16 protein-coding genes and 1 riboswitch are annotated in these 20,007 nt (G+C 70.7%); of the genes, 9 read left to right on the top strand and 7 right to left on the bottom strand.

Features of this window, described 5'->3' with window-relative positions:
* Positions 1-413 precede the first annotated feature (413 nt).
* The 9 genes from AB1578_02180 (at position 414) to AB1578_02140 (ending at position 10,892) form a co-directional block, all read left to right on the top strand.
* Positions 414-1,091 (top strand): hypothetical protein, encoded by a 678-nt coding sequence (locus tag AB1578_02180; protein MEW6486706.1) that lies wholly within the window; start codon positions 414-416, stop codon positions 1,089-1,091.
* A gap of 323 nt (positions 1,092-1,414) precedes the next feature.
* On the top strand, positions 1,415-2,446 hold the full coding sequence (gene gap / locus AB1578_02175; protein ID MEW6486705.1) for a type I glyceraldehyde-3-phosphate dehydrogenase: 1,032 nt from the start codon (positions 1,415-1,417) through the stop codon (positions 2,444-2,446).
* 122 nt (positions 2,447-2,568) lie between these two features.
* Complete coding sequence (locus AB1578_02170; GenBank protein ID MEW6486704.1) at positions 2,569-4,929, top strand: PAS domain S-box protein; 2,361 nt, start codon at positions 2,569-2,571, stop codon at positions 4,927-4,929.
* Between the two features lie 600 nt (positions 4,930-5,529).
* Positions 5,530-6,132 (top strand): GNAT family N-acetyltransferase, encoded by a 603-nt coding sequence (locus AB1578_02165; protein ID MEW6486703.1) that lies wholly within the window; start codon positions 5,530-5,532, stop codon positions 6,130-6,132.
* A gap of 87 nt (positions 6,133-6,219) precedes the next feature.
* Positions 6,220-6,341: riboswitch (molybdenum cofactor riboswitch) on the top strand.
* Between the two features lie 144 nt (positions 6,342-6,485).
* The gene (locus AB1578_02160; GenBank protein MEW6486702.1) at positions 6,486-7,124 is read left to right on the top strand and encodes a hypothetical protein; all 639 of its coding nucleotides are present in this window, start codon (positions 6,486-6,488) and stop codon (positions 7,122-7,124) included.
* Positions 7,094-7,903, top strand: coding sequence for a substrate-binding domain-containing protein (locus AB1578_02155; protein ID MEW6486701.1), 810 nt, complete (start codon positions 7,094-7,096; stop codon positions 7,901-7,903). The genes AB1578_02160 and AB1578_02155 overlap by 31 nt, the downstream gene beginning before the upstream one ends.
* Before the next feature lie 257 nt (positions 7,904-8,160).
* Positions 8,161-8,853: an ABC transporter permease gene (locus tag AB1578_02150; GenBank protein MEW6486700.1), complete on the top strand. Its 693-nt coding sequence runs from the start codon at positions 8,161-8,163 to the stop codon at positions 8,851-8,853.
* On the top strand, positions 8,850-9,848 hold the full coding sequence (locus tag AB1578_02145; GenBank protein MEW6486699.1) for an ATP-binding cassette domain-containing protein: 999 nt from the start codon (positions 8,850-8,852) through the stop codon (positions 9,846-9,848). The genes AB1578_02150 and AB1578_02145 overlap by 4 nt, the downstream gene beginning before the upstream one ends.
* 159 nt (positions 9,849-10,007) lie before the next feature.
* On the top strand, positions 10,008-10,892 hold the full coding sequence (locus AB1578_02140; protein ID MEW6486698.1) for a four helix bundle suffix domain-containing protein: 885 nt from the start codon (positions 10,008-10,010) through the stop codon (positions 10,890-10,892).
* Positions 10,893-11,072: 180 nt separating this feature from the next.
* On the opposite strand, the gene AB1578_02135 is transcribed toward AB1578_02140, so the two are convergent.
* The 7 genes from AB1578_02135 to AB1578_02105 all read right to left on the bottom strand — a co-directional run bounded on the left by AB1578_02135 (position 11,073) and on the right by AB1578_02105 (position 19,914).
* Positions 11,073-11,552 carry a DUF3368 domain-containing protein gene (locus tag AB1578_02135; protein ID MEW6486697.1) on the bottom strand — a complete coding sequence of 160 codons (480 nt, stop codon included), beginning with the start codon at positions 11,550-11,552 and terminating at the stop codon, positions 11,073-11,075.
* A gap of 1 nt (position 11,553) precedes the next feature.
* Entirely contained in the window at positions 11,554-11,805 is a 252-nt protein-coding gene (locus AB1578_02130; GenBank protein MEW6486696.1) for a UPF0175 family protein, read from the bottom strand.
* Positions 11,806-11,977: 172 nt separating this feature from the next.
* Positions 11,978-12,808: a methyltransferase domain-containing protein gene (locus tag AB1578_02125; protein MEW6486695.1), complete on the bottom strand. Its 831-nt coding sequence runs from the start codon at positions 12,806-12,808 to the stop codon at positions 11,978-11,980.
* Positions 12,805-13,599, bottom strand: coding sequence for a class I SAM-dependent methyltransferase (locus AB1578_02120; protein ID MEW6486694.1), 795 nt, complete (start codon positions 13,597-13,599; stop codon positions 12,805-12,807). The genes AB1578_02125 and AB1578_02120 overlap by 4 nt, the downstream gene beginning before the upstream one ends.
* A gap of 20 nt (positions 13,600-13,619) precedes the next feature.
* The gene (locus AB1578_02115) at positions 13,620-14,198 is read right to left on the bottom strand and encodes a flavin reductase family protein (protein ID MEW6486693.1); all 579 of its coding nucleotides are present in this window, start codon (positions 14,196-14,198) and stop codon (positions 13,620-13,622) included.
* A gap of 23 nt (positions 14,199-14,221) precedes the next feature.
* Complete coding sequence (locus tag AB1578_02110; GenBank protein MEW6486692.1) at positions 14,222-16,810, bottom strand: amino acid permease; 2,589 nt, start codon at positions 16,808-16,810, stop codon at positions 14,222-14,224.
* 62 nt (positions 16,811-16,872) lie between these two features.
* Positions 16,873-19,914 carry a DNA methyltransferase gene (locus AB1578_02105; GenBank protein ID MEW6486691.1) on the bottom strand — a complete coding sequence of 1,014 codons (3,042 nt, stop codon included), beginning with the start codon at positions 19,912-19,914 and terminating at the stop codon, positions 16,873-16,875.
* Between the last annotated feature and the right edge of the window lie 93 nt (positions 19,915-20,007).

Here is a 20,007-nt window from a genome sequence, read left to right as displayed (position 1 = left end):
CGGGATCCGCCACCCAGGAATCCTTCAGGACCTGGAATCTCGAACAATGCGTCCAGGTTCTCCCTGGCGAGGATGGGTCCGCTTCGCTGGACCCGCCGGTGGCCGCGCAAGGTTCGGGGGGCGGGCCGGGGGTCTCCCCGGAGGCGGCGCAGGCGGCTTTGGCGATGCCGCAGCGGACACAGGGTGCTCTTCCCCTCCATCGCCGGAAGGCCACGGACCATTGAAGAGCTCACGGGATCCTGCGCCGCCGCATGGGAGGCCCCCGGCCCGCCCATGCCTCGACGGTCTGACACGCCGCCTCGTTGGACGTGGGGCGTGGAGAACCCACGACCCTTGACCCCGGTCATGGCCGGCGCCTGCGCGCAACGGGCACCCTGGGCGCAACCCGTGAACCCGGAACCCGCGGAGGCCCGATGCGTACCCGACTCCTCGCCCTGGCCCTTTTCGTGCCCCTGGCCGCCGTCCCCTTCGAGGCGGCGGCCGCCGTTTCGTGCCACTGCTTCCGCGACCGGTCCTTCGACCCCCTCCGACCCGCCGCGGCGGACCCCTACGTGCTCGCCACCGCCCAGAACTCGGTGCTGGCGGCGGTCTTCGGCCTGGAGAAGAAGTCCGTGGTGCAGGCCAAGATGACGGGCGCGGCCAACGAGGACCTGTGGCTGGCCCACTTTGCGGCCGCCCGCACCGGCCTGCGCCCGGCAGAGCTCCTCGACGCCCGGGCCCGCGCCGGCACCTGGGGGGAGGCCCTGGGCTCCCTGGGGGTGGCTCCCGAGCGCCTGGGGGGCGCGTTCCCGGACTTCCTGGAGCGCAACGGGGCAGACGCCCTCCTGGCTTCGGCAGTGGTCGACGCCGTTGCCGCCGAGCGCCTGGCAGCGGTTCCGGCAGAACTAGAGGCCTTGCGGGCCGCCGGGGCGTCGGACGCCGAGACCGTGGCCGGGGCGCTCCTCTTCCGGCTCACGGGCACCCCACCGGTGCAGACCCTCGCCGCCGTCCGCAAGGGCTCTGCGACCTGGGGAGGGCTCTTCCACGCCGCGGGGCTGGAACCCGCTGCCATCGGCGACGCCGCCGCCCGCCTGCTGCGCCCGCCCCCGTAAGGGGGCGCTGTTCCGATCCGTGTGGGTTCGCGTAGCGGCTGAGAGCTCGGGAATACGGCCGTTCACCCGTAGGGGCGCACAGTGTGCGCCCGCGCTCGGACCCACCCCGAACCCTCCGGGCGCACGCAGTGCGCCCCTACGCGCCGAGACGCCGGGGTTCGCTCACCAGCGGATCCACCCACACGATCCGTAAGAGCCCCCGCCGCGCCGCCCGGCGGGAGGGCCGGCGCCTCAACTCGGGTTGCGGTCCGGCCGATCCTGGGTAGGCTGGCCGCGGTTGCGGCCTCGCCGCCCCCTTCTTCCATCCCACAGGAGGAACGTCCATGGCAGTGCGCATCGCCATCAACGGCTACGGCCGCATCGGCCGCCTCGTGCTCCGGGCGGCCAAGAAGTACAAGAAGGACTTCGACTTCGTCGCACTCCACGACCTGGCGGACATCGAGGCCCTGTACATGGTCACCAAGTACGACTCGATCCACGGCCGGTTCCCGGGCAACGTGGAGCTCCAGGGCGACAAGCTCGTCATCGACGGCGACGCCATGCAGGTCATCAGCGGCGCGAGCAAGCGCAGCAGCGACCCCCTGGATCTTCCCTGGAGGGACTACGGCGTCGACTACGTGGTGGAGTCCACCGGCGTCTTCCGCAAGGTGTCCCAGCTCGAGGGGCACCTGCGCTCGGGCGCCCGGCGGGTGATCCTCACCGTACCCTCCAAGGATCCCCTGGAGGCGACCATCGTCATGGGCGTGAACGACGGCGTCATCGGCCCGGACCACACCATCATCTCCAACTCGTCGTGCACCACCAACTGCGCGGCGCCGGTGGCCAAGGTGCTGCACGAGCACTGGGGCATCGCCAAGGGGTACCTCTCCACGGTGCACGCCTTCACCAACGATCAGCGGCTCTTCGACTACCCCCACAAGGACTTCCGGCGGGCGCGGATGGCGACCCTCTCCATCATCCCCACCTCCACCGGGGCGGCCCAGGCCCTGGGGCTCGTGATCCCGGAGCTCGACGGGCGCATCGAGGGAATCGCCTTCCGGGTCCCCGTGCCCACCGGCTCGCTCATCGACCTCACCGTGATGCTCGAAAGGAAGGCCACCGCCCCGGAGATCAACGAGGCCATGCGGGCCGCGTGCGAGGGAGGGCTGCGGGGCATCATGGCCTACAACACCGACCCCATCGTCTCGGTGGACATCATCGGAAACCCCCACTCCGCCATCTTCGACGCCGAGCTCACCCACGTGCGCAAGGACCGCATGGCCAAGGTCGTGGCCTGGTACGACAACGAGTGGGGCTACTCCGTACGCGTAACCGACCTCATCGAGAAGGTCGCGCGGATGGACGGGCTGCTGTAGAGGAGCGGTCCGCCCTAAGCTCTCAACGGACAGCGGGCAGCTCGGAGCGGGGGGAGCTTGGGGAGGAAAGCGGGTGCTGGGCCGCTCTGCCCGGGCAACCCTAGTTTCTCACTCGGTGTGACATGGAAGACAGCCGCGACGCCACAGCCAGGGACAGGCTCCGCATCCTGGAGACCGCGATCCAGGCTTCCATCGAAGCCATCGCCCTTGGCGACCTCCAGGGGCGGCTCACCCAGGTCAACCCCGCGTTCCTGCGCCTGTGGGGGTACGACGACGAAACCCAGGTGCTGGGGCGCTCGTCCCTCGAGTTCTGGAGAGACCCCGGCGCGGCCCAGGCTGTGGTAAGAGCCCTCTGGGCCGGGGGAAGCTGGCGGGGCGGGCTCACCGGAGTTCGGCGGGACGGCGGGGAGATCGAGGTGGAGGTCTCGGCCACCCTGGTCCGGGACGAGGGGGAAAACCCCCTGTGCCTGCTCGCCTCCTTTGCCGACGTCACCGAGCGCAACCGGGCCGACCGGGAGCTCCGGGAGTCCGAGGGGCGCTACCGGAGCATCGTCGACGCCTCCCCCTGGGGCATCCTCCAGTACCGCCTGGAGCCCGGGGACCGGCTCGTCTTCGCGGGCGGGAACCCGGCGGCCGACGCCATCCTCGGCATCCGCTGCGCCGCACGGGTGGGAAAGACGATCGAGGAAGCGTTTCCTCCTCTGGCGGCCACCGCCATTCCCGGCGCCTACCGCGAGGTGGCCCGCACCGGCCGGCCCTGGGCATCGGAGCACGTCACCTACGAGGACGAGCGGATCTCGGGCGTCTACGCCGTGCGCGCCTTCCGGGTGGCCCCGGGGGAGCTCGCGGTGGCCTTCGAGGACATCACCGAACGGCGATCCGCAGAAGACCACCTGCGCGCCTCGGCCCAGCGTATCGAAGAGCTCTACCGAAAGGCCGTGGAGCAGGAAGAGCTCTATCGCTCCCTCCTGCGCTCCATCCCCGACCCGGTGGCCCTCTACGACCTGGAGGGCAACGCGGTCTACCTGAACCCGTCCTTCACCGAGACGTTCGGTTTCACCGCCGAGGAGATGGTCGGCCGGCGCATCCCCTTCGTCCCGGAGGCCGAGGCCCCGGGAACCGCCGAGACGATCCGCCAGGTTCTCGCCGGCCAGCCCTGCCGGGGGTTCGAGACCCGGCGCCTGGCCAGGGACGGCCGCATCCTCGACGTGGTGCTCAGCTCCTCGGTCTACCACGACCACCGGGGAAAGGCGGCCGGCATCGTGGTCGTCCTGCGCGACGTGACCCGCAGCCGGCAGGTGGAGCACCAGCTCCTCCAGGCCCAGAAGCTGGAGGCCGTGGGTACCCTGGCGAGCGGCATCGCCCACGACTTCAACAACCTCCTCCAGGCCATCACCGGGTATGCCGAGCTCTCCCTGGCCGAGCGCCCCGAGGGCCGCACGGCCCGCTTCCTCGCCGGCATCGAGGAGGCCGCCCGGCGCGGGTCCGACCTGGTGAAGAATCTCCTGGCCTTCAGCCGCGCCGGTCAGCCCAGGCGGCACGTCGTGGACCTGGGGGCCGAGGTGCGCCGCATCGCCGAGATCCTGGAACGCACCTTTCCCAAGATGATCCGGATCCGTCAGGAGGGGGCAGACCATCCGGTCCTGGTGTGGGGGGACCCGGCCCAACTCGAGCAGGTGCTCCTGAACCTGGCTACCAATGCCCGGGACGCCATGCCCGACGGAGGAACCCTGACGTTTCGCCTCGAAACACTCGCCGCCGACTCCCCCCTGCTTCCTTCCGGGGCCGGACCCCCGGCCCAGCGGTGGGTGCTCCTGGCGGTAAGCGACACCGGCAGGGGCATGGCCCCGGAGGTCGCGGAGCACGCCTTCGAGCCCTTCTACACGACCAAGGGCGTGGGGCAGGGCACAGGGCTCGGGCTCTACAGCACCTACGGCATCGTGCAGCGCCACGGAGGGCACCTCACCTTCGAGACCGCCCAGGGTCGGGGTACGGCCTTCCGGCTCCTCCTCCCGGCCGCCGAGGCGCCCGACGTTGCCCCCGCCCCGGAGGACCCGGCGGCTCCCGCCGCCGGGCGGGAGGCCACGGTGCTCGTGGCCGACGACGACCCTGCCGTCGTAGAGGTCGTCGCCGACTACCTCGACCACGCAGGCTACCGGGTGCTCACCGCCCGCAGCGGAGAAGAGGCCCTGGCGGTCTTCGGGCGCAACCCCGAGGCCGTGGACCTCGTGCTGCTGGACCTGGGCATGCCGGGGATGGGCGGGAGGAAGTGCCTGCGCCAGCTCCTGCGCATCCGGCCCGCAGCGCGGGTCCTGGTGGCCAGCGGCTACTCCCCCGCCGAACACGCCGAAGCCACGGTGGAGGAAGGAGCCGCGGGCTTCGTGGGCAAGCCCTACCGGCTGCGAGAGCTCGGCGCCCGCATCCGCGAGACCCTGGCGAGCCCGATTCCTCCCTCTCCCCCCCGGGGGAGAGGTTTGGGGTGAGGGGGCAGGCACCTGGCTCCGCGAAGGCGGTGGGTGTCGGCTGTGATTTGGATTGCGATTCGATCCGGGCCGGGGGGGAGGGGGTACCCCCTCCCCACCCCTTTCGGTATCCGCCCTGCCGGGTCCCCACCGCGGGACGGGACGCCCCTCCGCAGTGGAAACCTCCGTCCCGCCGGGCTCGCCGCGAACCCGAATCCCGACATCGAGAACGGCGTTTCGCACGCGGGCAGGTCCGCAAGTCCTGCTCCGGCCGCCGCCGAGACACCCCCTGCGTCCCGCTTCGCCCACTCCCCCCTTTCGGCAGCTCCAGGCCTGCCAGGGCTCCGCGGCAAAGCCCACCGCGGGTCCGGTTGCACAAATGGCATTTGGAACGCCGCCTGTTCCTGGATTTGTGGAGCTGCTGCGCTTGCCGTCCGACGAACCACCCACGGCCTCGGTCCATACAGTGGTTCCGCACGGACGGCATTGGAACCGAACAAAGACAAGCAAACAGCGTCTTGTAGGATTCGGAGATGCCGGGTTCGGCTCTTCTTGGAACGTCGGGCACGCTCTGCTATCTTTCTGGCATTCTTCTTTGCGTGTCTGACAGGATTCCATTCCATGGATGCCGCCCTCGACCCCGTGCCTTCTCCCGTCTCCTGCTCTCTGATCCAGAAGGAAGGGGCCGGTAAGCTGTACCGGCTGCGGGGCAAGACCTACCGCGTCTACCCCATCGGCCCCGGCGAGCCGCGCCGCATCGCAGAGGCCGCGGGCGAGGCGGCCCATGCCCGGGACTTCGATCCGGCGCGGTGGGTGGTGGGGCTGGCCGTCGCGGAGGCGGCGGCAGACGACGGCCCTGCCTCGGAAACCGGAGCACCCCTGGGCTTCTACGCGGTGGCCCACAACGGCGATCCCACCTGCTTCGACGACACGTTCCTGTTCGTGTGCCCCGAGGCCCGCGGAAAACACGTGAGCCTGCTCCTGCTCTACGCCATGTACTCGGAGCTCCTGCGAACGTCGCTGTCGTTTCGGCTGCGTGAAGCCATCGACCACCCCCGGTTGCGCCTCCACGCCCGCTGCGGCTTCGCCCCCCCGGTGCGCCGGCTCGTGGACGGCAAGGTGGAGATCGGCGGCTACGACCTCCACGCCCTGCTCGCCCGCATCGAGTCCGAAGACGAGATCGTGGACCTCTCCCTCCAGGCGCCCCCCTTCCCCCTGCACTGAGCCAGGGCCCGTTCGCGCCCAAGGGCCGCGCACCCCAGCCGCCGCTCCGGAATGCTCGCACTTGACACGGGCACGCCGCCCCGGTAAGTTCGCCCCCGTCTCCGAGCGAAGCGGCCTACCGGCGAGAGAGCCTACGGTCGCCAGCCAACGGGCCCGGGTGGAAACGCCCCGGCCTCCCGCGCTTGGAAAGGAGACCGGAAGGGTGCCTTGCACGAGCTACAGGCCCTCCCCTGCGCGGGGAGGGCTTTTTTGCGTCGCCCCTCCCCGCGCCTCCTTTCCCTGTTTTCGCCCTGGGGTCGCCCCTTCGGGGCATTCTTGCGGGACGCGATCCCGCACAGGAAGAGGAGGAGAGCATGAGAAGGCCTGCGGTCATCGGGATCCTGGTGTCGGGGATGCTCCTGTGCGCCGCCGCGCAGCCGGCGGCGGCCGCGGTGGATCTGCTCCAGCGGCTGGTGGAGAAGGGCATCCTCACGGAGGAGGAGCGAAAGGAGCTCGCCAAGGAGCAGGACGTGGTCTCCGCCCACCGGGGGCGGGGCTTCTCCTGGGCGACCCCGGACGGCAGGTTCCGGGCGGAACTCTACGGGTACGGGCAGGTGCGCTACACCTTCGACGACCGGGACCAGGGCGACAACCGCAGCAACTTCTCGGTGCAGCGGGCCCGGCTGGGCCTTCGCGGCAACGCCTTCCTCAAGGACCTCAAGTACCAGCTCTTCCTCAACGTGTACTCGGGCGACCAGAACGCCGTGTCCCTTTTCGATTGGTTCGCCGACTACACCCCCCTGCCACAGCTGGGTCTCCGGGTTGGCCAGTCCAGTTGGCGTTCTGAGGGGGGACGGACCACAGGCGTGGGGCGGGCGGTTCCGCACAGCGGGTTCGCCCGCGGGAGGGCGGCGGGGCGAGCCCCGCCCTACGGCTGGGGTTTCCAGGGCTCACCCCGAGAACAGACACAGGAGGATGACCCATGCGACGCGTTCTTTCTGCATTGTTCATGACGGCGCTGATGGTCCTCGCGTTTGCCGCTCCGGGCCTCGCCCAGGAGCGCCTGCGCCTGAGCACCACCACCAGCACCGAGAACTCGGGGCTCCTCAAGGTGCTTCTGCCGCCCTTCGAGGCGGCCCACAACGTCAAGGTCGACGTGATCGCCGTGGGCACGGGAAAGGCCCTCAAACTCGGCGAGAACGGCGACGTGGACGTGGTCTTCACCCACGACCCGGCCCTGGAGGACCAGTTCATGGCCGCCGGCTTCGGGGCGAACCGGGAGAAGGTGATGCACAACGACTTCGTCGTCGTGGGGCCGGCGGCCGACCCCGCCGGACTCAAGGCCGCCCAGACCGCCGCGGAGGCGTTCCAGCGGCTCGCCGAGGGCAAGGCGTCTTTCATCTCCCGGGGCGACGAGTCCGGCACCCACCAGAAGGAGAAGGCCCTCTGGAAGGCCGCCGGCGTCGAGCCAAAGGGCGCCTGGTACGTCCCGGCCGGCCAGGGGATGGGCGAGGTCCTGAACATGGCCGACGAGAAGCGCGGCTACGCCCTCACCGACCGCGGCACCTACATCGCCTACCAGAGCAAGATCGAGCTGCCCATCCTCTTCGAGGGCGACCCGGTCCTCTTCAACCCGTACAGCATCATGGCGGTACATCCCGCCAAGCACCCCCACGCCAAGTACGATCTTGCAAAGAAGCTCGTGGCGTTCGTCGTGAGCCGCGAGGGCCAGAAGCTCATCGCCGGGTACACCCTGCACGGCCAGCAGCTCTTCTTCCCGGACGCGAGGTAGGGAGAGGCGGGTTGCGGGTTGCAGGTTGCGCGTTGCAGAAGTGGCTGAGCGTCGCTAGCCAGGCCCTCGACCCGCAGCACGCCTTGCGCAACGAGCAATCCTACGCGTTGTAGAAGCCGCCAACCCCAGCGAGAAGCTCCCCAACTCGCAACGAGAGTTCCTGCGCGTGGCGTGTTGCCCGTGGCGCGTTGGAGAAGCGAACCGCCGACGCCAGCCAGGTCCCCAACCCGCAACGCGCCACGCGCAACGAGCGAGCCTTGAACTACTTCCTCACCTCCTTCGCCGCCGCCAGGAAGCTTTTGACGGCCTTCGACCCCGAGGTCTACTTCGTGGTCTGGACGTCGCTCAAGATCGCCACGGTCTCGGCGCTCCTGGCGGCGGTGGCCGGGATTCCCCTGGGGCTCGGCCTGGCCCTGGCGCGGTTCCGGGGGCGGGGCTTCCTTCTCCTGCTCCTGAATACGGCCATGGCCTTGCCCACGGTGGTGATCGGGCTCTTCGTGTACGCGCTCATCAGTCGCAGGGGACCCCTCGGGGAGCTTGGGCTCCTCTTTACGCCCACAGGGGTGATCATCGGCCAGTTTCTTCTCGCCCTTCCCGTGGCCGTCCACTACGCCCACTCCGCGATCCAGGCCCTGGACCCGCGCCTTTTTCTCACCATCCGCACCCTGGGCGCCCGGAGGAGCGCCGCGGCCTGGAAGATCCTGGCCGAGGCCCGCTTCGGCGTCATGGCCGCCGTGGTGGCCTCCTTCGGGCGCACCATCGCCGAGGTGGGGGTGGCCATGATGCTGGGCGGCAACATCGAAGGCTTCACCCGCACCATGACCACGGCCATCGCGCTCGAAACGAGCAAGGGCGAGTTCGAGCTCGCGCTCGCTTTGGGGCTCGTCCTGATGGCGGTGGCGTTTGCCGTCAACGCCGGCCTGTTCCTGATCCAGAGGAGGGCACCGTGAACGCCTATGCCCTGCACGGCGTCGCCTTTTCCTACGGCGGGCCGACGGTTCTCTCGATGCCGGAGCTCGCCATCCCCGCGGGGGATATCACGGCCCTCCTGGGGCCCAACGGCTCGGGAAAGACCACTCTCCTGCACCTCCTGGCCTTCCTCGCCCAGCCGTCGGCGGGCGAGCTCTCCTTCTTCGGGGAGCCTGTCCGCCCGAGGGCCTTCGCCAGCCTGCGGCTGCGCGTGAGTCTGCTGCTCCAGAGCCCCTACCTCTTCCACGGTTCGGCCTCGGCCAACGTGGATTGGGCGCTTCGGATTCGGGGCGTCCCAACAGCCCAGCGGGGGCCGCGGGTCGAAGCGGCCCTCGGGCGAGTGGGCCTTGCCGGCCTGGCCCACCGCCCCGCCCGCCAGCTCTCGGGGGGAGAGGCCCAGCGGCTGGCCCTGGCGCGGGTACTGGCCCTGGAGCCCCAGGTCCTCTTGCTGGACGAACCGACCAACCACCTGGACCAGACGAGCGCGACGGCCATCGAGGAAGCCGTCGCCGCATACAACAGGGAACGGGGGACCACGGTCGTGCTCGCCAGCCACGACCTCGGCCTGGCCCGCCGCCTGGGCGCCCGGATCCTGCGGGTGGAGGATGGCTCGGTGCGGGGAGGGGAAGCGGACAACGTCTTCCGGGGCCATCCCGTGCCCGGGGAGCCCGGCGCCTTCGACACGGGGCGCCTGCGCCTGGCGGTCCACCGGCTGCCCCCCACGGCGTCGTGCGTCGAGGTGAGCCCCCGGGAAGTCGTCCTTGCTACAGGCGACTTTCCCTCCTCGGCCCGCAACCACCTGGCGGGAACGGTGGTGCGCGCCGAGATGATCAACGGCGACCAGGTCCGCGTGGTCGTGGACTGCGCAGAGCCCGTGGTCGCCCTCGTGACCCGCGCGTCCTGGGAGGAGCTGGGGCTCACCGTGGGCCGAAACGCCGTCGTCTCCTTCAAGGCCACCGCGGTGCGGGCGTACTGACGGCTCGGTAGTTCCGAGCGACTTGACACCTCGCAGAGCGTGGGATAGGAGGGCGCCTGCGGCGGGAGACGCCGAGGCTGGCGGCATCTCTGCCAGGCCACGCACCTCGGCTCCGGAGCCATCGCAGGGGGGGAAGCCGTCGGGGAGGGTTCTGCGGGCATGAAAAATGGCGAACAACCACAGGCGCCGGGCGGATCCCCCAAGCTGCGCCCCAGCGGCGGGTACCGGAAGCTGCGGTCCTTTCAGTCGGCGACCGTCGTGTACGACGCCACGGTCCTCTTCTGCTCCCGCTTCCTCGACAAGCGCTCCCGCACGGTCGACCAGATGGTGCAGGCCGCGCGCAGCGGCCGCCAGAACATCGCCGAGGGAAGCCGCGCCTCGGCGGCATCGAGCCAGACCGAGCTGCGGCTGGTAAGCGTGGCGCGGGCCAGCCTCGACGAGCTCTTGCTCGACTACGAAGACTTCCTGCGCCAGAAAAAGCTGCCCCTCTGGGGCAAGAGCTCCCCGGAGGCGCGGCAGGTGCGGGAGGTGGGGCGGCAGCAGGGTTTCGACCGCTCACATCCGTCCGATCCGCCCGATCCGACCGATCGGCCCGATCCGACCGATCGGTCTGACCCTGGCGCCCCGGCAAGCCTCTTCGGCCCCTATGCCCCCTGGCTCGACCATGGCGACCCCGCCGTGGTGGCCAACGCCGTGATCTGCCTCATCCACCAGGCGAACTACCTCCTGGACCGCCAGATCGCCGGCCTGGAACGGAATTTCATCACCGAGGGCGGCTACAGCGAGCGGCTGGCCGCGGCGAGGATCGCCGAGCGGCGCCGGCAGGGCGGCGCCCCCGGGCCCGATGCCGCCCCCGAGGCGCCGGCCTGCCCCCTCTGCAGCCAACCCATGGCCCTGCGCACCGCCCGCCAGGGCCCGCGACCGGGCTCCCAGTTTTGGGGCTGCTCGGCCTTCCCGCAGTGCAAGGGCACGCAATCGCTCCAGGGATCGTCTCCATCGGCCCCATCGGCCCGATCCGCCGGATCCGACCGATCGGTCCGATGAAGAGCACCCCGCCGCCCCGGCCGCAGCGTGCGAGGCCGCCGGGGCGCCGCCAGGTCCTCGAAGGCCCGCCGGTAGATCTCGGCTTCCTCGGCGTAGTCCCCCGGGGGCGTGAGCAGGGGGAACCAGCTCGCCAGGTCGCGGTAGAGGCGGGGGAGGGAGTGGGGCGGGGCGGCGGCCCGGCTATGGTGCCTCTCCCGCGAGGGCGAGCACTGCAGCCCGGGTCCTGGAGGCCAGCCGAAAGCCGAGCGCGTCGAGCGAGTCGAGGAGAGGGGCAACGGCATGCAGGAGACCTGCTTTCTTCGCGTCGACGAGTACCCCCAGTGTGCCTGTCAACGGAAGATGCAGGGATTCGGCCATTCGCCGGGCGAGTGCGTCGTCGAGGATCGCCACAGCCCCCGCCGACTCCAGCACCAAGGCGAGCACTTCGGCCTCGCCGGGGCCGAGGTCGGCCAGAAGAGGCAGCGCAGGTGTACTGCGGGGGACGCGGACGACGATCCAGTCAAGGGACTCGGGATCAGGCAGATCGATGCCACGGGCGCGGCCTTCAGCCAACTCCCGCACCACCGCCGGGGGAATGACGAGGGTTCCGACCAGGGTGCGCAGAAGATCGAGTCCACCAACCTGATGCAGGTACTGGAGTGGAGACGTGTTGCTGATCACCTCACGCAAGGCGCGTCTCTCTCGCCAGCTCTTCTTGCGTGAGACGGAAGGTGTCGACGTCGAAATCGGCCAATCGCGTCAGGAACACGGTGCGAGGCACGCCGGCGAGCCGGGCAGCGGCACCTGAAGACAGGCGGCCAAGCTCGAAGAGCTTGACCGCAGCCGCCATGCGCAACGCATCGCCCACCTTCTCTTCTGGAACCTTCAAGGCCAACGCGACCTGGCTCGGCACATCGAAAACGATCTGGCTCATGGGGGATACCTCCATTCGTGCTTCCCGGGGCAGGCTAGCCTGGACACGCAGAGCGGTCAATGGGCGAGACAGCCGCACCGAAGGGCGATACACGATCCGCACCCACCGCCTGCCCCACGCGTTGAGGGATCCGACCGATCGGTCCGGCAATGAGAACCCCGTCGCTCCCCTCCTACCCCCCGACCCCGAATCGTACCCCCAGGGCCGCGTCGTAGAGGTTCAGGCTTTCCTTCTCCGAGCGCCGTGCGGTCACCCGCACGAAGCCCACGTAGCGCCCCTGGTCGCGGTCCAGGGCTTCGGCGTCGGAGGGAAAGGGGCTCTTCCCGGTCTTCTCCACCTCCCGCTCGAAATCGCGCCAGTGGCGCCACCCGTCGGGCTGCATCCCCGCCTTCACGTCCGCCACCTTGCCGCACCGGCTCCAGAGCTCCTGCCACCACGCCGCCGTGTGAAAGCTCCAGCACTCGTCTTCCCAAAAGACCTTTCCGTTGGACTGGGGCTCGGCGAGGTGGGCCGGGACCCCTGCCTCGAAAGGGCGCACGAGGCCGGGCACCACGACCCCCAGCACCCCGCCGGGGCGCACGAAGCCGCTCCAGTACCCCAGGTAGAGGTCGTCGGTGCCGAAGTAGTGGTAGGCGTCGATCGAGACGGCGGCGTCGAAGAAGCCCTGGGGAAAAGGCAGCGCGTGGGCCTCGGCCCGCAGGGGGTACACGAGCTCGCCCGCCCCGGCGGCGCCCACCCGGCGCCAGTTGGCGTCGGGGTCGATCCAGAGGTCGCAGGCCCACACCCGCACCCCGAACTCCCGGGCGAGGAAGACGCTCGTCAGCGCCGTGCCGCAGCCCAGGTCGAGCACCCGCATCCCGGGCTCCAGGCCGAGCTCCTCGCAGAGCCACTCCGCCAGCCACAGGGGGTTCGGTCCCATCTGGTGCTCCAGAACCCAGGCCGGGTCGTAGCGGTTGGAGCGGGGAAACTCCGGCCGTGACAGGGCGGACGCCGTCTCGCTCATGAATTCCCCTGCGCGGCCCTGCGGCCCGCAAACAGCTCGTGGGCTCCGGAAGGCAGCGTGCTGTGGGCGAAGGGCCGCGCCTCGAAGCCGAAGCCCGCTGCGGTGATGGCCTGGGCCCAGGTCGCCCGGGGGAAGAGCCCCAGCACGTGCCGGTCGGCCACCGCCTCGAGGGTGCCGTCGGCGTGGCGCAGCAGGTACGCCATGTCCGCCAGGTACGTGTCGTCGCCCGGGTCCGGGTCCCACACCCACTCCAGGTACCGGAGTCCCCGCCCGGACCCGCCGGGTTCGTCGCTGCCGCCGTGCTCGGTGCCCGGCCGGAAGCTCTCCCGCACGAAGTCGGGGCAGAAGAGCGCCGCACCCCCCGGCGCGCAGTGGGCGAAGGCAGTCCGTGCCGCCGCCCGCAGGTCCTCCGCGGTGGTGAGGTACCCCACCGCGTCCTGCAGGAACACCGCGTCGAACTGCCGCCCCAGCCGCACCGTGCGCATGTCGCCGGCGACGTGGGCGCACTCGGGGTTGAGCGCCCGGCTCACCTCCAGCATCTCGGGGGAGAGGTCCACCAGGGTCACCTCGAACCAGGCCTTGAGGTGCGAGGCGTTGTGCCCGCCGCCGGAACCCAGCTCCAGAAGGGTGTGCGGCCGCCGGGGCGCCGTGAGCGCGAAGAAGGCCTCCCGATAGATCCCAGCCTCCTCGGCGTAGTCCCCCGGTGGCGTGAGCAGGGGGAACCAGCTCGCCAGGTCGCGGTAGAGGCGGGGGAGGCTCGGGGATCGATCCGTGGACCGCAGACGCGTCATGGGGGCTCCCGTCGGCGCCGTCACCCGCCCCCGTCCCGCGCCTTCCACTCCCGGCCCACCCGGAAGGCCTTGCCGACGGCCTTCCCCACCTGCCAGTAGTTCCCGTCGGTAATCGAGTAGATCAGCGGATCGACCAGCCCCATGTCGGGTACACCCTCCGCCAGGCACGTCTCCTCGGCGTGCACCTCCACGATCTCCCCCACGTGCAGGTGGTGGGTGGGGAGCTCCAGGGTCTGGACCAGGCGGCACTCCAGGGCCAGGGGACACTCGCGGATGAGCGGTGCGCCCTCTACCGTGCCGGCCTCCGTGGTGAAGACTCCCGACTTGTCCTCCTTGGCCCCGCTCACGATGCCGCAGTAGTCCGCCCGCGCCGCGAGCGCCGCCGAAGGGATGTTGAGGCTGAAGGCCCGGTTGGCCTGGATGCCCCGCTCGGTGTGGCGGCTCGGCCGCACCGCCACGGTCACCATGGGAGGCACGTGGTTGGCCATCCCGCACCAGGCGGCGACCATGTAGTTGGGCACCCCGTCCACCAGGGTGCCGACGAGCACCGCAGGCTGGGGGAGCAGGAAGGGCTTGGGACCGAGCTTCACCTTCGACATGGATTCCTCCTTTCGGGTGGACTTCACTCTGCCTGCTTCCTGTCTTCTCCTGCCGGCTGCGGTTCCCCGGCTTCCTCCGGGCCGGCACCGCCAATCTCCGCACCCAGGGCTTGCGCTCCCCGGGCCGCCGCTTCGGCCTTGGCCGCGGCCTTGGCCGCGCGCCGGGCCAGATTGGCGGCGGAGGACTGGGCCTCCAGGGCCTCCTCCTCGAGGCGCCCGAGGTCCGCCTCCGGGGCGCCGGAGGACGCCGCCTCGCGAAGGGCGCGCAGCTTGGCCTCGGCGTCGGCCGCGGCCTGCTCCGCAGCCTTCTCGGCCTCTCGGGCCTTCTCCTGCGCCGCGACCGCGGCGTCGACCGCCGCCGCCCGCTCTCCGGCCGCCCCTTCCTCGGGCTCGGCCCCCAGGTCGATGTCCTCGGCGGCGAGCACCAGGGCCGCGATCGGCAGCTTCTCCAGAGACTCCTCCACCGGCCCGCCTGCGGGGCCCACCAATCGGTTGCCCCGCAAGCGAAAGGGCAGGAAGACCAGTGCCGCGTCGGCCGAGTGCTCGGCCAGGGTCTCCGGGATGGGATCCGAAACCACCAGGGGCTCCCCGGGGATCCGCGCGTCGGCGAGGGTTTCGCGCAAGGCCTCCAACTGCTTTTCCTCGGGCTCCCTGTCCCGCGTGGCGAGGACCCGGATGCCCGCCTCTTCCCAGCCGGGGGTCCGGGTCACCAGGTAGGCCAGCAGGAGCATGAGCCTGCCGGTGGCGTCGTCCTGCAGCCACACGTCGATGCGACGCTCTTCCTCTGCCCGGTCCTCCAGGGCCGCCCACTCGGCATCCTTCGCGTCCAATACCACCAGGTTGAGCCCCAGTCGGTAGGTCGCGCGCAGGTTGCGGCCGTAGCGCCCCCGCCCCTCGTCGGTCTCTCCGAACCGCTCCTCCCGCCAGTTGAGGAGCACCGTGTTGGCCCGCAGGGGCCCGACGCCGGTAGCCTGGACCAGGACGGGCACGCCCACCTCCAGGGTGGGCGCGGCCACCACCAGGGGAAAGGCATGAAACCCACCGGCGAAGAGGGACTTGCGGAACGCCTCCTGCGCTTCTTCGCGCTCCCGGAGCATGCGCACGCCCTCGCCCTCCAGAATCCGCACCGCGGTGGTCAGCCCGCTGCCCCCCTCGAGCCACGAGGCGAAGCGCAAGAGAGCACCCCTACGCTCCGGGTCGTCGGAAAAGGCCAGCAGGATCGGGCGCCAGTCCCGGGGATGCTCGGGCTCCTTGGCTGCTCCGAGCAGGTGCTGCCGGACCTCGTGCAGGTGGTAGGAGCGCCGACTGTCGGCCCACCGAGCCGGGCCGGCGGTGCGCTTCAGGTACTGGTAGATGGCCCCGAGCACGCCCATGGCCACGAGCCCGGCCGCCAGGTCCAGGGCGAGCATGGAGCCCAGGCACAGCAGCCCGCCGAGCAGGCTCAGCCGGGCGTCGAACCAACGGAACCGCGGCCGGAACGAAGGGCTTTGGGCGCGTGCCTCGAAGTAGGTGGCGTAGTTCAGGAGGCCGTAGGAGATGAGGAAGAACATGGATACGACCCGCGCCACCAGGTTCAGGTTCCCCAAGGCGATGGTGGCAGACGCGATCCCGGCGGAGAGGAGCACAGCCCGCCGGGGATTGTCGGCGGGCCCGGCTCCGGCGGCGAAAAAAACGAGGGCGGGGAAGATCCGGTCCTTGGCCGTGGACTGAAGGATGCGCGGCGCGCCGAGGAACGACGCCATGGCCGAAGAGAGGGTCGCCGCGACCACGCCGGCGTCCACCAGGAAGCCAACCGACGCCACCCGCTTCATGGCGGCGTAGTCCTGGATCAGGGTCTCGGCGGGCATCGTGGCGGCGAGAAGAATGGTCGCGGCGAAGTAGACCAGGATCGAGACCCCCACCGCGAGAAACGTCCCCAGGGGGAGGCTCCGGCCCGGGTCCTTCAAGTCCCCGGACATGCTCACCCCCTGGGTGAAGCCGGTCACCGCCGGAAAGAAGATGGCGAAGAGCGCCCAGAACCCCAGGCCTCCGGGGGGGGAGCCCCAGTTGGCGGCCAGGAGCTCCAGGTCCCACCGGCCCAGCCCTCCGGCGAAGAAAGAGACCAGAGCCGCCCCCAGGGTGGCCATGACCACGTACTGGAACCGGGTCGCCCAGTCGGCGCCCAGCCACGCGAAGACGAAGAGGAAGGCCACCGCCAGGGCCGCCACCGCCTGGGGTGAGGCAAGGGCCGTGGCCGGAAAGAGCCCCGCCACGGCCTCGCCGAAGCCCATGCAGTAGAACGCGATGGAGACCGACTGGGCCAGGAAGAGCACCACGCCGATGGCGCCGCCGAACTCCACCCCGAGGGTACGGGAGATCAGGTAGTAGTCGCCGCCGCCCTTGACCTTGAGGTTGGTGGCGATGGCGGAGAGCGAGAAGCTGGTGAGAACCGAAATGGCGTTGGCGAGAGCCACGATGAGGAGCGCCCGGCCCAGGCCCGCGTTGCCCACCACGAAGCCCAGGCGCAGGAAGAGGATGATGCCGAGAATGGTGAGCACGCTGGGGGTGAACACCCCCGCGAACGTCCCCAGGGTGCCCTGGGCCTGCTGTATGCCTCGGCTGCGCCGGTCCACCCCGCTCCTCCTGCCCCGCACCCTGCGGGCACGGCCCGAAACCTACCCGAGGACAGGGGAGGCTACAAGAACCCGCTGCGCTCCCGGTTGAGCGCGAGCAGCTTCTCCAGAATGGCCTCGTCCGAGAGGCCGGGGTCCCAGCCGTAGGCGGCGAAGACCGCTTCGTCGAGCTTCCGGTGGGCGAGGTCGAGCCAGGCGGGGCGCTGGTTGTAGAGGTTGGTGAGGGTGCGCTTCTTGAGGCGGGCCGCGGCCTCGGCGCCCACCGGGACGTGGCGGGGGTAGCGCACGGTGCCGATGCCCCGGGCGTCCGGGTCGCGCACGTAGCGTCTCCAGGGCCCGTCGGCGGACCCCGGAAACTCCAGCACCTCCTCCCGCGTCCACTCCGGCGGGTCGAGCCAGCGCCGGCGCAGCTCGTCGAGCTCCCGGGCGGCATCCGCAACCGCGGCGTAGGGCGGGGCTTGCCCCGCCGAACCCGGAGGCCCGAGGGCGCGCGCCGGGGCAAGCCCCGACCTACGGTCTTCGGCGATGGCTTCCCGGTAGGGCCCGCTCGGCGCGCCGCCCCTAACGATGCCTTCGGGGAAGGGGAAGGTCTCGAAGCAGGTGGTGGGGGTGTAGCGGGGCCGGCTCTCCAGTTGGGTCCCGAGCCGAAGCGCCCAGACCTCGTGGATGCGGGAGTGGAGGAGGCCGAAGAAGGCGTCGTCGGAGCGGGCGAAGACGATGAGCTGGTGGTCTGGCAGGGTGGGGGCCTCCATCCAGACGAACAGCCGATGCTTGGAGACCGTGGTCGTGGCGAGGAAGCGCGGCAGCGGGGCCAGGGCGGCCCGCATCCCCGGACGCGCCTCCACGTGACGCCACCACAGGTGGCGATAGGTCTCCCGCGCGTTTCCGGCACGCTGGGGCAGCACGTATGTTCGCGCGTGCTCGAAGGGCGCTTCGTAGGCTGCCGCCTCCGCTTCGCCGCGCTCCCCGAAGTCCACGATCCACACGCCTCGGGGCCGTCGGGTCACGTCGAGGCCATTGGTCCACGGGACCACCACGTCCGCGTTTGGCCGGCCGTGGGGCGTGGGTTCCGTGAGCATGGGCCGGGCGGCCTCCTCGCTCAGGTCGAAAGGCCCCCCCTTGGTGTCCCCCATGAACGCGAGGCCCACGTTCCCGGCAAGGCGCCGGGCCGAGGCGACATCGGCCGCCGCGCCGAGGTTGGCGTGGATCGCGGCGACGGGCTGCCCGTCCAGCACGCGATCGGACGCGATGCCGGCATCGAACCCAACCATGGACACGTGGACGGCGGCTCCGTCCAAGATCCACTGCCGGTCGCTCTCGGCGAAGAAGATGTCGCCGGTTTCCTTGATCCGCTCCAGCACCTTGCGGTTCGCGCCCCCGCGAATGCCCTGGGTGGCAAGGAGGCCCGCGCGACCGCACCGGGCCTCGGCGATCATGGCGCGTGCCTTCTCGAACCAGTAAGCGCACAGATCGGCCTCGGCCGGGACCCGGCCCTTCCAGAGGGCGAACAGGCGCTCCACGTACCCATCCCCAAGCTCCGCCCGCAGCTTCTTCCCGCCCAGGAACGGCGGATTCCCCACGATGAAGTCCACGGCGGGCCACTCGGGCTCCCTGGGCTGCTCGGGGTCGGTGAGGTCGAGGATGGCGTCCATGAGGAGGAAGTTCCGGTCCATGGGGCGCAGGATGGGCTCCTGGGTGACCCCGAAGCCGTTGGCCCGGGTCCACTGGAGGTAGCCGATCCACACGGTCATCTGGGCCAGCTCGTGGGCATAGGGGCTGACCTCGATGCCGTGTAGCTGCCAGGGGCCCACCATGGGGAGGAAGGACCCCAGGCCCCGTTCCATGGCGTAGACGATGGCCTCCTTCTCCAGGTCCTTGAGCTTCTGGAGGGTCACGTAGAGGAAGTTGCCCGAGCCGCAGGCGGGATCGAGCACCTTGACCTGGGAAAGGCGGATCAGGAAGCGGTGGACGACCGAGGTGGCCTCGCCCCGGGCCTTCTTCTGGTAGGGAGCGTTCGCCGAACGCAACCCGGGGGGCGGACGGCTCGGCGAGCCGTCCATACCGGGGATCTTCCGCCCCGTGGCCAGGAGGCTGTCGCAAACCTGCTTCGCCTCCTCCCACTCGCGCCGCAGGGGGGCCAGCACCACGGGGTCCACCAGGGTCTCGATGTCTTCGCGGCTGGTGTACTGGGCTCCGAGCTGGGCGCGCTGGGCGGGGTCGAGGCCCCGCACGAAGAGGGTGCCGAAGATGGAGGGGTCCACCGCGCTCCAGTCGAGCCGGCCCGCGGCGGCCAGGCTCGCAAGCTCTTCTTCCTCCAGCTCCAGGGCCTCGGCCGAGGCGAAGAGCCCGCCGTTGAACCGGCGGATGGTCTCCAGGCCGAAGTCGCCGCCCCCCGCCATGGCCTCGAAGAGCTGACCCGCCAGGCGGGCGAAGCGCGCGGGCTCGGGGCGGGTCTTCTCCAGGAGGCTGGTGAAGAGCCCCGCGGGCAGAAGCCCGATGTCCTCGGCGAAGAAGCAGAAGACCACCCGGTCCAGGAAGGGGGCGACGGCCTGGGGATCGCAGCCCCGGGCGCGCAGGGCCAGGGCGATCTCGCCGATGCGGCGCGCGGCCTCGGTGGTGACCGCCTCGCTCGTGGCGCCGGGCTTGAGCTTGGCCGGGGCGTGGAAGAGCGCGTGGAGGATCTCGAGGTTGCGGGGGCTGCCGAGCTCGGCCAGGGCAAGCTCGTGGACGGCCGTGGCGGTGGCGGTGAAGTTGGTGCGCACCACGATGAGCTCCAGGTCGCACACCACCAGGAGCGGCGGGTTCTCCAGCGCCTCGCGGTACTGGAGGAGCTGGTCGTAGGCCGCCCCCAGGTCCTTGTGCCGCCCTTTGTACTCCCAGGCAAAGCACCCCCGCTTCCACACGTCGGCCCAGCCCTGCCGCGACGTGCCGGAGCCGTGCCTGGCCGCCCCCTTCTCGAAGGTGAACCACTCTCCCGCCGGGTCGGCCTCGGCCGGCTTGGGGTGACCCACGAGCTCGCACAGGTCCAGAAAGTGCTGCTGCGCCGCCTGCCGCTCGCCGAGCTCGGCCTTCTGCCACTTGGCGATGAACTGGGCCGGATTCATGAAGCCCTCCCGGAAGCTCGTCCTTCCCGGAAGATACAGGGCCGGCCGCCCTCGGCACAACAGGGGAACCGGTTCACTACGGAACCTCGCCCC

It is taken from the genome of Thermodesulfobacteriota bacterium (assembly GCA_040756475.1).
In the GTDB taxonomy this organism is placed as follows: Bacteria; Desulfobacterota; Deferrisomatia; order Deferrisomatales; family JACRMM01; genus JBFLZB01.
This window is presented reverse-complemented; position numbering and strand designations above follow the sequence as displayed.